The sequence below is a fragment of the Bacillus paranthracis genome, assembly GCF_001883995.1.
Lineage (GTDB): Bacteria > Bacillota > Bacilli > Bacillales > Bacillaceae_G > Bacillus_A > Bacillus_A paranthracis.
The window spans coordinates 24905-37372 of record NZ_MACE01000085.1; the positions used below are offsets into that span (position 1 = coordinate 24905).

A 12468-nucleotide genomic window follows, 5' to 3' on the forward strand; every position below is an offset into this window, starting at 1 on the left:
GAAGAAGTGAAGCCACCGAACATTCTAGCTGCTGTAGCTGGATGAGATCAAAAGCGAAAGCGGCTCACTTAGAACAAGAGGGCGTTGGAACTCCTGACGTAGAGGCGCTTTTTGCCTCGTAGGAAGGCGTGAAACGACCGACTGTTCTAGCCGCTGTAGCTGGATGTTTTAAAAGCGGAGTCGACTGTTTAGCCCCGTTGGCTAAGGTTCTTAGACGGAAGGGGCTAGGAGGCGCAGCTGGATAAGGTCAAACCGGAAACAAAACAACTAAGAGACTTGATGTCATATCAAGTCTCTTTCTTTCATGAAAGGAGAATGAATGATGGAGACGATGCCAAATTGGTTAATGCAACGTGCATTTTTAACACCAGATCGCACTGCAATTGAAATAGAGGAAGAGAAAGTTACTTTTATGCAGCTGCATGAAAAAGTAGTATCTGTTTGTGAACACCTCACACATATAGGAGTGAAGCGTGGGCAAAAGGTGGCTGTTCTGATGAAAAATGGTATGAAGATGATTACAGTTATTCACGCCCTATCGTACGTAGGTGCAGTAGCTGTGCTTTTAAATACGCGTCTTTCAAGAGAAGAGCTACTTTGGCAAATGGATGATGCTGAAGTTATTTGTTTAGTGACAGATCAAGATTTTGAGGCTAAAGATATTCCTGTGTATTCATTCACCGACATAATGAATGGACCAAAAGAGGAAGCCTCTATACAAGAAGAATTCTCTTTAAAAGAAGCGATGACAATTATTTATACGTCAGGGACGACTGGAAAACCGAAAGGCGTTATTTTAACGTACGGCAATCATTGGGCAAGCGCGGTTGGTTCTTCGCTTAATTTAGGACTTCGTGATGATGATTGCTGGTTAGCTTGTATGCCGATGTTCCACGTTGGCGGGCTATCTCTTTTAATGAAAAATATTATGTACGGCATGCGCATTTTACTCGTTCCGAAATATGATGCTGATTTTATTCATAAAGCACTTCAAACGAGAGGTGTAACGATTATTTCTGTCGTTTCTAAAATGTTAACTGATTTATTAGAGCGACTTGGGGCAGAGACATATCCATCTTCTTTACGATGTATGTTACTTGGCGGAGGACCAGCGCCGAAACCGTTATTAGAAACGTGTGTTGATAAAGGGATTCCTGTATATCAAACGTACGGTATGACAGAAACGTCTTCGCAAATTTGTACGTTATCCGCAGATTATATGTTAACGAAAGTAGGGTCAGCTGGAAAACCACTATTTCAGTGCCAACTGCGTATTGAAAAAGATGGCGTAGTAGTGCCGGCGTTTACAGAAGGCGAGATCGTAGTAAAAGGACCGAACGTAACAGGTGGTTACTTTAACCGTGAAGATGCGACGCGTGAGACAATTCAAAACGGATGGCTTCATACTGGTGACCTCGGTTATTTAGATGAAGAAGGATTTTTATACGTATTAGATCGCCGCAGTGATTTAATTATTTCTGGCGGAGAGAATATATATCCAGCTCAAATTGAAGAAGTGTTGCTTTCTCATCCGGCGGTAGCGGAAGCTGGTGTTGTCGGTATGACTGATGATAAATGGGGACAAGTACCCGCTGCTTTTGTTGTAAAAAGTGGAGAGGTAACAGAAGAAGAAATTCTTCACTTTTGCGAGGAGAAATTAGCGAAATATAAAGTGCCGAAAAAAGCGTGGTTCTTAGAGGAATTACCACGAAATGCTTCGAAAAAATTGTTAAGACGAGAGTTAAGACAATTAGTGGAGGAGATGTAAGTGGAGATAAAAAAAGCGACACTTCATATAACGGAAATGCCACTCGTCATCCCGTTTGCTGCAAGCTACGGAACGTATGAAAAGCGTGAGAGTATCGTCATTGAATTAGAAGGTACGGACGGGTACATTGGATTTGGGGAAGTCGTTGCTTTTTCTGAACCGTGGTATACGGAAGAAACAGTGAAGACGGCGCTGCATGTACTGCAAGACTTTTTATTACCGGATTTATTAAAGGCTGAAATTTCTCATCCGAATGAAGTGCCAAGTTTGTTCCAGCATATAAAAAGAAACCGAATGGCAAAGGCTGGAATTGAAGGGGCTGTTTGGGATTTATATGCGAAGCGTCAAAAGAAATCATTAGCGACATTGCTTGGCGGAACGAAAGCTGAAATTGAAGTTGGTGTTGTAATTGGGCTTAATACGATTCCGGTTATGTTAAAACAAATCGAGAAGTACGCGGAAGAAGGATACGAGCGTTTTAAAGTGAAAATAAAGCCAGAGCATGATTATGAGTTATTGAAAGAAATTCGTAAAGAGTTTCCACATATCCCGTTAATGGCTGATGCAAATTCAGCGTATACATTAGCGGATACAGAGAGTCTGAAACGACTAGATGAATTCCAATTGATGATGATTGAGCAACCGCTAGCGGATTACGATTTTCTTGATCATGCACAGTTGCAAAAGAAAATAGAAACGCCAATTTGTTTGGACGAAAGTATCCATAGTTTAGAAGATGCGCGTGTTGCGATTACACTTGGCAGTTGTCAAATCGTTAACATTAAACCAGGGCGAGTGGGCGGATTAACAGAATCAATCCAAATCCATAATTATTGTATGGAGCATAACATACCAGTTTGGTGCGGCGGTATGGTAGAGATGGGGATTTCAAGAGCACAAAATGTTGCCCTTGCCTCACTGCCTAACTTTACGATTCCAGGCGATATATCCGCTTCTAGTAGACATTGGGAGAAGGATATTATTTCACCGCAAGTGATGCTTGAGGGAGGGAAAGTGATGGTGCCGCAAAGCGTTGATACTGAGTATGAAGTAGATCGCGGAAGGCTGGCGGAAATCACGAAGCAGCGGATTGTGTTTGAGCGGTAGGTTGAGTCTTTAAAATAGTGGGCGAATTTCGTCGTTAATTGTCGGTAAGTCGATATTTCTTGTCGAAACGTCGATATATTAAAAAAATCGTCGATATAATTCAAGTTGTGTTCGATATATTTGGAAAATCGTCGATATAATTTCATTTACTAAGGTTACTCCCGCGAGTAGCCTTTTCTTATTGTACAAATTGGATAGACTAGTTTACAATCGAGCGTATAAAGGGGGAGTAAAATGAAGCGCATTTCCATTTTAATAGCGGATGATGAGGCAGAAATTGCTGATTTAATTGAGATACATTTAGAAAAAGAAGGGTACCACGTCGTGAAAGCAGCTGATGGAGAAGAGGCAATTCATATTATTGAAACGCAGCCAATCGATTTAGTGGTTTTAGATATTATGATGCCGAAAATGGATGGGTATGAAGTGACGCGCCAAATTCGTGCGAAGCATCATATGCCAATCATTTTCTTAAGTGCGAAAACGTCTGATTTTGATAAGGTGACAGGTCTTGTATTAGGTGCAGATGATTATATGACGAAACCTTTTACACCGATTGAATTAGTTGCACGTGTAAATGCACAATTACGTAGGTTTCTTACGTTAAATCAGCCGAAAGTAGCGGAGAATAAATCTGCTTTAGAGGTAGGCGGGGTCGTGATTGATCCTGAGCGAAGAACAGTAAATGTGTACGGAGAACAAGTTGAATTAACACCGAAAGAGTTTGATATTTTATATTTATTAGCGAGTCACCCGAAGAAAGTATACAATGTGGAAAATATTTTTCAGCAAGTATGGGCAGATGATTATTATGAAGGCGGAAATACAGTTATGGTACATATTCGTACGTTGCGGAAAAAACTTGGGGAAGATAAAAGAAAAGATAAGCTAATAAAAACAGTGTGGGGAGTAGGGTATACTTTCAATGGATAACATGATGAAAAGCTTTCGATTTAAAATGATTGCCTTATTTGCGTTAAGTATGGTGTTCGCTGCAACTGTAACTTATATAATTTATAAAGGATTGCAGTTGTATTATAAAACGATGGTTCGCTATGAAGAGCCTTTAGCACAATTTAGGTCAATCGTAAGGGAATTTGGAGACATTAACTTCTTTTTAATTTTCTTTATCCCGTTGTCTATTATCTTTTTCTTCTTTTTGACAAAACCGTATTTAAAGTATTTTAGTGAGATTTCTAACGGGATTCATCATCTTGCGAACGGTAACTTTACGAATAGAGTTCAAGTTTCATCAAATGATGAATTTGGAGACATCGCGCGTGAAATAAATGTTGCGAGTGAAAAGTTAAAAGAAGCGGTGGAAAGAGGAGACTTTGCTGAGAGTAGTAAAGATCAGCTCGTTGTAAATTTAGCTCATGATTTAAGAACGCCGTTAACATCTGTTTTAGGTTATTTAGATTTAATTCTTAAAGATGAAAATTTAACAAAAGAACAAATTAAACATTTCTCTACAATTGCATATACGAAATCGCAAAGGCTCGAAAGTTTAATTGATGAGTTATTTGAAATTACACGTATGAATTATGGCATGCTAAAGCTGGATAAAAAGCCGATTGATATAAGTGAGCTGCTTATACAGCTAGATGAGGAATTGTATCCGTTATTAGAAAAACATCATTTAGAAGCTAGATTGAATGTTGATCCTCATTTGCCGATTAACGGTGATGGGAAATTGTTAGCTAGAGTATTTGAAAACTTGTTAACAAATGCTGTTCGTTACGGATATGATGGGCAATTTGTTGATTTGAATGGGTATATCGATAATGAAGAAGTTGTCGTACAAGTTATGAATTACGGAGATAGCATTCCAGAAGAGGACCTACCGTATCTTTTTGATATGTTTTATACAGGTGATAAATCGAGGTCAGAAAACCGTGGCGGGACAGGCCTTGGGCTATTTATTGCGAAAAATATTGTTGAACAGCATAACGGGACGATTTCTGCTGAAAGTAATATAGTTAGAACAATGTTTGAAGTGCGATTGCCAAAAGACGAGCACGTAACAATTTAATAAAAATTTAAACTTTACCCCACTTTTTATTTTAATAGTTTTTTCTATTCTATACGTAAGTTACGTTAAGGAGGAACTAGAAATGAAAAAGTGGGTATTTATTTCTCTTTTTATCGCATGCACAATCTGTGTAGGCTTATATATATCACCGTTATTTCAAAAAGAAATTGATGTGAAAATCGGCGACGAAAATAGCGCAATAAAGAATGCAAATATGGAAAAGGTAGAGATTACAAAAGAAGAAATTTATAAAGGGAATCTATTATTAGTTAACAAAGATTATCCACTAAAAAAAGATAGCATTAGGTCTGATATTATAAATGTAAATCATAATAGTGAATTAGTGAGAGGCTACGTAATATTTGATAGAAATCTTCGTTTATCAAAGGATGTTGTAAAAAAGTTTTTGAACGTTGTCGATGCGGCTGGAAAAGATGGCGTACAACATTTCTTAATGAATAGCGGCTATCGAGATTTCCAAGAGCAAAGACAGCTATATGAAAAAATGGGATCTGATTATGCACTCCCAGCAGGATATAGTGAACATAATTTAGGGTTATCACTGGACGTTGGTTCAACGCAAAAGAAAATGGAAAAAGCGCCTGAAGGAAAATGGATTGAAGAGAACGTATGGAAGCACGGATTTGTTTTACGCTATCCGAAAAATAAAAGTAACATTACAGGCATTCAATATGAGCCATGGCACATCCGTTATGTCGGCCTACCTCATAGTGCAATTATGCAAAAAAAGAAAATTACATTAGAGGAATACTTAGACTTCTTAAAAGAGCAAAAAGAAATCACAACCGATGTGGAAGGTAAGCAATATACGGTTTCTTATTATAAAGTTTCCGGGAATAGGAAAGTGAATGTTCCGGTGAATAAGCAGTATGAAATTTCGGGAAACAATATGGACGGGGTTATTGTGACGGTTCAGGAATAGAAAAAGAGGTTGTTCCGTTTTGGAGCAGCATCTTTTTATTTAAATTTAAACATTATAACGTTATATTTACTTCTCCCTTTTTTTGTGTTACGCTAAACGTGTGAAAGATATAAAAAATGAAACTTTAATGTAAGCGTATTCTTATGGCTTCTTATAGAAAAGGGTGAAGTACAATGACAGAACGATTCGTACTACGTAATGTGAAACGTGTGAACGGGGAAGAGATTGACATTGTAATTGAAAATAATAAAATCGCACAGGTGACGAAAGCAGGTGCTGGAGAGGGTGGAAAGGTTCTTGATTACTCAGGTACTTACGTATCGAGTGGTTGGATTGATTTGCACGTTCATGCTTTTCCAGAGTTTGATCCGTATGGCGATGAGGTGGATGAAATTGGCGTTAAACAAGGGGTAACGACAATTGTTGATGCGGGTAGCTGCGGAGCTGATCGCATTGCAGATTTAGTAAAAAATAGAGAGCAGGCGAAAACGAATTTATTTGCCTTTTTAAATATTTCTCGCATCGGTTTGAAACGAATTGATGAATTATCCAATATGGAATGGATCGATAAAGAGAAAGTAATAGAAGCAGTAGAAAAGTATAAAGATGTAATCGTTGGGTTAAAGGCGAGAATGAGTAAAAGCGTCGTTTGTGATAGTGGAATTGAACCGCTTCATGTAGCGCGCTCTTTATCACGTGAAACATCATTACCGATTATGGTACATATCGGTTCAGCGCCTCCTCGCATTGAGGAAGTTGTACCTCTTTTAGAAAAAGATGATGTTATTACACATTACTTAAACGGGAAAGAAAATAATTTATTTGATGAAGAAGGCAAACCGCTACCTGTGTTACTAGATGCAGTGAATCGCGGCGTACATTTAGATGTTGGTCACGGGAATGCTAGTTTTTCTTTTAAAGTAGCAGAAACAGCGAAGCGTCACGGTATTGCCTTTAATACAATTAGTACAGATATTTACCGGAAGAATCGCGTGCACGGTCCTGTGTATAGTATGGCTCACGTTCTTTCGAAATTCCTTTACTTAGGTTATTCGCTAGAAGAAGTGATTGATGCGGTTACGAAAAATGCAGCAGAGTGGCTTAAGAAACCAGAGCTTGGCCGTATTCAAGAAGGTGATATTGCAAATTTAACTTTATTTACAGTGAAAGATGAGAAGATTACGTTAATAGATTCAGAAGGGGATCAGCGCATTGCTGAAAGAAGGATTGATACGAAAGGGGTTGTAATCAATGGGTCATTCATTGAATGCTAAGTATGGATTAAAAAGAGTGATTAATGCGAGCGGTAGAATGAGTATTTTAGGTGTATCCGCTCCGACAGATACAGTTATGGATGCAATGAAACATGGGGGACAAAATTATGTGGAAATTGCTGATTTAGTAGATAAAGCAGGAGACCATATTGCGAGAATTCTAGATGCAGAGGCAGCGGTTGTTGTGAATTCAGCATCGAGCGGAATTGCGCTTTCTATCGCAGCAATTGTGACAGAAGGAAATCGCCGTAAAAGTGAAAGACTTCATCAAGAAGTCATCGCGAAAAACGAAGTGATTATGTTAAAAGGTCATAACGTTCAATACGGTGCTCCTGTTGAAACGATGATTTACTTAGGCGGAGGAAAACTTGTAGAAGTTGGCTATGCAAATGAAGGGAAAGCAGAGCATATTGAAGATGCAATTGGTGAAAATACAGCAGCAATTCTTTATGTAAAATCACATCATGCCGTGCAAAAAAATATGATTTCTGTTGAAGAAGCATGGGAAGTTGCGCAGCGAAATAATGTACCACTTATCGTCGATGCGGCAGCTGAAGAAGATATTCAAAAATATGTGAAGTATGCAGACCTTGCCATTTATAGCGGTTCAAAAGCAATTGAAGGGCCTACTTCTGGTATTGTTGGCGGGAAACGAAAATATATTGAGTGGCTGAAAGTGCAATTACATTGCATCGGAAGAAGTATGAAAGTTGGGAAAGAAACAACATTTGGCTTACTTCAAGCGCTTGATGAGTACGGAGTAAAAGAAGATAAGAGTGAGCAAGAAAAAGAGTTGTTACAAGTACTTATGCCGCTAAAAGAATTAAACGGTGTAAATGTAACGATTGTTCAAGATGAAGCGGGAAGAGCAATCTTTAGAGCTCGTATTCATATTAACGAAAAAGAGTTAAATAAATCGGCAAAAGACGTTGTGACAGCATTACGCGAAGGGGAAATCGCGATTTATACACGTGATTACGGAGTAAGACAAGGATTCTTTGATATTGATCCACGTCCACTTCAAGGTGATGACATACATGTGATTGAAGAAAAATTGAGAGAAATTGTAGGGGGAAACTAAAATGACAAACATTCAAAAACGTTTTTATAAAGGCCGCGTAGCATTAAATGTATTAGCGAACAATATCGAAAATGCGAAAGATATTTTTGAAGCAGCAGAAGGTTATGTAGTAGTAGGTGTATTATCAAAAGATTATCCAACAGTAGAAGAAGCTGTTACAGCGATGAAAGCATATGGAAAAGAAATTGATGACGCTGTATCGATCGGACTAGGAGCAGGAGATAATCGCCAAGCAGCAGTTGTAGCTGAAATTGCGAAACATTATCCAGGTAGCCATATTAACCAAGTGTTCCCTTCAGTTGGAGCAACGCGTGCAAATCTTGGCGGAAAAGATAGCTGGATTAATAGTTTAGTATCGCCAACAGGAAAAGTAGGGTACGTAAATATTTCTACTGGTCCAATTAGTGCAGCTGGAGAAGAAAAAGCAATCGTTCCAATTAAAACAGCGATCGCACTTGTACGTGATATGGGCGGAAATTCATTGAAATACTTCCCGATGAAAGGGCTAGCTCATGAAGAAGAATATCGCGCAGTTGCGAAAGCTTGTGCGGAAGAAGGATTCGCATTAGAGCCAACGGGCGGAATCGATAAAGAAAACTTTGAAACAATTGTACGTATTGCGCTTGAAGCAAACGTAGAGCAAGTGATCCCGCATGTGTACTCTTCTATTATTGATAAAGAAACTGGCAATACGAAAGTAGAAGATGTTCGTGAATTATTAGCAGTCGTGAAGAAGTTAGTTGATCAATATGCGTAAGAAAATTGCAGCATTCGGTGAAGTAATGATGCGCCTGCAAGTACCAGGATATGAATTGTTATCGCAAGCTAATACATTAAAATACTCATTTTCTGGTACAGGTGTGAACGTTGCTGCAGCACTTTCTCATCTCGGGCATGAAGGGCTTCTTATTTCTACTTTACTGGAAAACTCGGTTGGAGATGCTGCATTATCTTACATTCAAAAATTAGGCGTGCAAACCTCGCTTGTTTCAAGAGGCGGTAAATATGTCGGCATGTACTTTTTAGAAAATGGATTTGGCGCACGTGCAAGCCGTGTTACATATTCGAATCGATTAGAAAGTAGCTTTAATACGGCATGTGAAGAAATGTATCAATTTGAAGAAATCGCGAAGGAAATTGATATCGTTCATTTTTGCGGGATTACACTTGCGATGAATGATACTGTGCGCCATCATATGAAATCTTTAGCGAAAGCAGTTAAAGAAAACGGAGGCACTGTCGTTTTTGATTGCAATTATCGTCCATCAATTTGGGGAGAAGACGGATATGAACAGGCGAAACCGCATTATGAAGAAATGTTAGGGCTAGCTGATATTGTAATGATGAATGAAAAAGATGCAATGTTTGTTTTAGGAATGAAAACAGAAGAAACGGAGCGAGAGGCGCAGCTCATGGATCTTATTCCAAAGGTAGCTGAAACGTATAGTATCGCTACAATCGCTGGTACACATCGCTCTATTAATAGCGATAATACACACTCGCTTCGCGGATTTATATGTAAAGATGGTGCGTTCACTTTTGCAAAAACACTTACGTTTTCTGTATATGATAGAATAGGTGCTGGAGATGCTTATACGAGCGGGATTATTCATGGCGAGATAGAAGAGTTTGCACCAGAGAAAGCTGTTTCATTTGCGTCAGCAGCTGGAATGCTTGCACATACAATCGTCGGTGATACGCCAATGTCATCAGAGAAGGATATACTTCGGGCAATGACGGCATCAGTAGGTGATGTAGAAAGGTAGTGGGTGTAACGGTGAACGTAACGAGGAAAAAAGGACCATTATATTTACAAATAAAAAACATTATTCGTGATCGAATATTGCATGGTGTATATGCAATTCATACGAATATTCCTTCCGAACCGCAGTTAGAAGAAGAGTTCAAAGTGAGCAAAATTACAGTACGAAATGCGATTAAAGAACTTGCTCAAGAAGGATATTTGGAAAAGAAAAGCGGTAAAGGAACGAAAGTTATACGTAACACTTCTGCGACAAAACTGTCAAAGGGTAAGAAATTTACTGAAGTGTTAGTGGAAGAAGGATATAAAGTACAGAAAAAATTGCTAAAAGCAGAAATTGTTCAGAATGAAGAAGGAACAGTGCCATTTCGATTATTCGGTAAAGAGAGTTTTCGTATTGAACGTTTATATACGTTAAATGATGCACCGTACATTCATTATACGCACTATTTCTCAGCGAAAATGGCAAGTACAGATTTATCGGACTTTGACTTGCAATCGCTTTATGATTTAGTTGAAGACCGAGGTATTCATTTAGAAAACTTCAGAGATGAATTCGCTGTTGGACTTGCGCCTAGTTTCGTTGCAGAAGCGTTAGGTGAAAAAGAGGGGACAGCGCTATTAAAACGAATGCGCTATTCTTACGATGAAGTTGGCGAAGTAATTGAATATAGCGAGGGCTACTACAATACAGAAATGCAGCATTATGTAGTGAATTATGACGTATAAAAAGAGGGTATTCGCCCTCTTTTTTTATAAAGTAAGGGGAATGAGAGATGGATATATACTTATTAATCGTCACGTTACTTGCAATTGCGATTGTTATTTTAGGGGTATCATGGTGGAAGTGGCATGCATTTATTAGTTTAACAGTTGCGAGTTTATTTTTAGCTATTATGTCTGGATTGAATTTAACGAAAATAGTGACTGCCTATGAATCTGGTGTTGGTAGTGTACTAGGGCATTTAGTTGGTATTTTAGCTCTCGGAACAATTTTAGGGAAAATGATGTCTGATTCAGGGGCAGGCATGCAAGTTGCAGATTTCTTTATTCGATTTTTCGGCGTAAAAAAATTACCTTGGGCTATGTTATTTGCAGGGTTTGTTATAGGGATTCCCGTCTTTTTTGAAGTAGGGATTGTCATTTTATTACCACTTGTTATTTCAATTCGAAAAACAACGAAACAAAACATATTATTAATTGCTTTACCTGTTATTGCTGGGTTATCTATTGTTCACGGGCTCGTGCCACCACATCCAGGGGCGATGACAGCAATCGGTATTTATAACGCGAACTTAGGAAAGGTACTTTTATATTCATTACTTATCGCGTTACCAACAGCCATTATCGCAAGACCGATATTTGCAAAGTGGGTACATAAAAGGGTGATACCTGAAAATGAACCAGAGCTTATTCGAGTTACGACTGTCTCAACTGATTTACCGAGTCGTAAAGTTTCATTCTTTATTATTTTATTACCAGTTGTATTGATGATTTTATCGGTCGTTGCACCATATATTTCATTACCGAAAAAGATGACTGAATTTTTTGTATTTATTGGAAGTCCAGTAATCGCTTTACTTATTTCATGTTTCGCAGCATTTTATTTACTTGGAATAAGACAAGGAATTAATAAAAAGATGATTAAAAAATTAACGGATGAAAGCTTATTACCTGTCGGTTCCATTATTTTAATTATCGGTGCAGGCGGTGGATTTAAACAAATATTAATTGAAAGCGGCGTTGGAACGGCGATCGCGCAAATGGCAGAACATATATCGTTATCACCAATCGTATTAGCTTTTATGGTAGCTGGATTAATTCGAATTGCAACAGGTTCAGCGACAGTAGCATTAACGACAGCAGCAGGGATTGTTTCACCAGTTATTCAGCACATGTCTGGTGTGAATTTAGAATTGCTCGTTATAGCAACCGGAGCAGGCTCGTTAATGTTTTCTCACGTAAATGATGCGGGGTTCTGGCTTGTAAAAGAGTATTTAGGTTTGACGGTGAAGGAAACGTTTAAAACGTGGACGGTACTCGAGACATTGTTATCATTTATTGCATTTGGTTTTGCGCTTTTATTGAATATGTTTCTTTAGGAGATACCTTAACAGGTATCTTTTTTTTGATAAAGCCCATTTCTAAAAACAAGCCCGTTTTTAAGCAAGCCAAGCTTCCTATTCGCCCTGAAAACATAATATAAATGGAATCCCCTCATTTAGAGCAAGGTGAACTTGTTATGAATGATACTAAAGGAGGAATAGAGTAATGAGCGAAAAGTGTGAACACAGACATGATGATTGTAACCGCAGACATGGGTGCGGAGGCGGTTTTGCGCTTCTAATCGTATTGTTTATTTTATTAATTATCATCGGTGCTAGCTGCTTCGGTGGCGGAGGCGGTTGTGGTTATGGCGGTTACGGCGGCTACGGATATGGTGGCTACGGCGGATATTGCTGCTAATTAAAAACTATTGAAAATGGCCTTGTGCAATACGC

At 38.6% G+C, this 12468-nt stretch carries 12 protein-coding genes; all 12 read left to right on the forward strand.

Annotation, left to right across the window (positions count from 1 at the left end):
• Positions 1 to 322: 322 nt before the first annotated feature.
• The 12 genes from BAQ46_RS28480 to BAQ46_RS28535 all read left to right on the forward strand — a co-directional run bounded on the left by BAQ46_RS28480 (position 323) and on the right by BAQ46_RS28535 (position 12433).
• A complete protein-coding gene (locus BAQ46_RS28480) occupies positions 323 to 1768 on the forward strand; it encodes an o-succinylbenzoate--CoA ligase (protein ID WP_071743357.1) in 1446 nt (481 codons plus the stop codon).
• Entirely contained in the window at positions 1769 to 2875 is a 1107-nt protein-coding gene (menC, locus tag BAQ46_RS28485; protein WP_071743359.1) for an o-succinylbenzoate synthase, read from the forward strand.
• Between the two features lie 234 nt (positions 2876 to 3109).
• Positions 3110 to 3808 carry a response regulator transcription factor gene (locus BAQ46_RS28490; RefSeq protein WP_000822491.1) on the forward strand — a complete coding sequence of 233 codons (699 nt, stop codon included), beginning with the start codon at positions 3110 to 3112 and terminating at the stop codon, positions 3806 to 3808.
• The gene (locus BAQ46_RS28495) at positions 3801 to 4907 is read left to right on the forward strand and encodes a HAMP domain-containing sensor histidine kinase (RefSeq protein WP_000369653.1); all 1107 of its coding nucleotides are present in this window, start codon (positions 3801 to 3803) and stop codon (positions 4905 to 4907) included. Before BAQ46_RS28490 ends, BAQ46_RS28495 begins: the two co-directional genes overlap by 8 nt.
• A gap of 82 nt (positions 4908 to 4989) precedes the next feature.
• A complete protein-coding gene (locus BAQ46_RS28500) occupies positions 4990 to 5850 on the forward strand; it encodes a M15 family metallopeptidase (RefSeq protein ID WP_071743360.1) in 861 nt (286 codons plus the stop codon).
• A gap of 173 nt (positions 5851 to 6023) precedes the next feature.
• Positions 6024 to 7124 (forward strand): amidohydrolase/deacetylase family metallohydrolase, encoded by a 1101-nt coding sequence (locus tag BAQ46_RS28505; RefSeq protein ID WP_071743362.1) that lies wholly within the window; start codon positions 6024 to 6026, stop codon positions 7122 to 7124.
• Positions 7102 to 8205, forward strand: coding sequence for a DgaE family pyridoxal phosphate-dependent ammonia lyase (locus BAQ46_RS28510; protein WP_071728702.1), 1104 nt, complete (start codon positions 7102 to 7104; stop codon positions 8203 to 8205). Before BAQ46_RS28505 ends, BAQ46_RS28510 begins: the two co-directional genes overlap by 23 nt.
• A 1-nt stretch (position 8206) precedes the next feature.
• Positions 8207 to 8962, forward strand: coding sequence for a 2-dehydro-3-deoxy-phosphogluconate aldolase (dagF, locus tag BAQ46_RS28515; RefSeq protein WP_044793624.1), 756 nt, complete (start codon positions 8207 to 8209; stop codon positions 8960 to 8962).
• Positions 8955 to 9971 (forward strand): sugar kinase, encoded by a 1017-nt coding sequence (locus tag BAQ46_RS28520; protein WP_071743364.1) that lies wholly within the window; start codon positions 8955 to 8957, stop codon positions 9969 to 9971. The genes dagF and BAQ46_RS28520 overlap by 8 nt, the downstream gene beginning before the upstream one ends.
• The gene (locus BAQ46_RS28525) at positions 9971 to 10696 is read left to right on the forward strand and encodes a GntR family transcriptional regulator (protein WP_000539282.1); all 726 of its coding nucleotides are present in this window, start codon (positions 9971 to 9973) and stop codon (positions 10694 to 10696) included. Before BAQ46_RS28520 ends, BAQ46_RS28525 begins: the two co-directional genes overlap by 1 nt.
• Positions 10697 to 10743: 47 nt before the next feature.
• Positions 10744 to 12069 carry a gluconate permease GntP gene (gene gntP, locus BAQ46_RS28530; protein ID WP_071743366.1) on the forward strand — a complete coding sequence of 442 codons (1326 nt, stop codon included), beginning with the start codon at positions 10744 to 10746 and terminating at the stop codon, positions 12067 to 12069.
• Positions 12070 to 12238: 169 nt separating this feature from the next.
• The gene (locus BAQ46_RS28535; protein WP_001290395.1) at positions 12239 to 12433 is read left to right on the forward strand and encodes a YjcZ family sporulation protein; all 195 of its coding nucleotides are present in this window, start codon (positions 12239 to 12241) and stop codon (positions 12431 to 12433) included.
• Positions 12434 to 12468: the final 35 nt, after the last annotated feature.

Bases quoted from the DNA above. Each gene is read 5' to 3' on its own strand.
- BAQ46_RS28480 (WP_071743357.1), top strand. From the start codon at position 323: ATGGAGACGATGCCAAATTGGTTAATGCAACGTGCATTTTTAACACCA.
- BAQ46_RS28490 (WP_000822491.1), top strand. From the start codon at position 3,110: ATGAAGCGCATTTCCATTTTAATAGCGGATGATGAGGCAGAAATTGCT.
- BAQ46_RS28495 (WP_000369653.1), top strand. From the start codon at position 3,801: ATGGATAACATGATGAAAAGCTTTCGATTTAAAATGATTGCCTTATTT.
- BAQ46_RS28500 (WP_071743360.1), top strand. From the start codon at position 4,990: ATGAAAAAGTGGGTATTTATTTCTCTTTTTATCGCATGCACAATCTGT.
- BAQ46_RS28505 (WP_071743362.1), top strand. From the start codon at position 6,024: ATGACAGAACGATTCGTACTACGTAATGTGAAACGTGTGAACGGGGAA.
- BAQ46_RS28510 (WP_071728702.1), top strand. From the start codon at position 7,102: ATGGGTCATTCATTGAATGCTAAGTATGGATTAAAAAGAGTGATTAAT.
- dagF (WP_044793624.1), top strand. From the start codon at position 8,207: ATGACAAACATTCAAAAACGTTTTTATAAAGGCCGCGTAGCATTAAAT.
- BAQ46_RS28520 (WP_071743364.1), top strand. From the start codon at position 8,955: ATGCGTAAGAAAATTGCAGCATTCGGTGAAGTAATGATGCGCCTGCAA.
- gntP (WP_071743366.1), top strand. From the start codon at position 10,744: ATGGATATATACTTATTAATCGTCACGTTACTTGCAATTGCGATTGTT.
- BAQ46_RS28535 (WP_001290395.1), top strand. From the start codon at position 12,239: ATGAGCGAAAAGTGTGAACACAGACATGATGATTGTAACCGCAGACAT.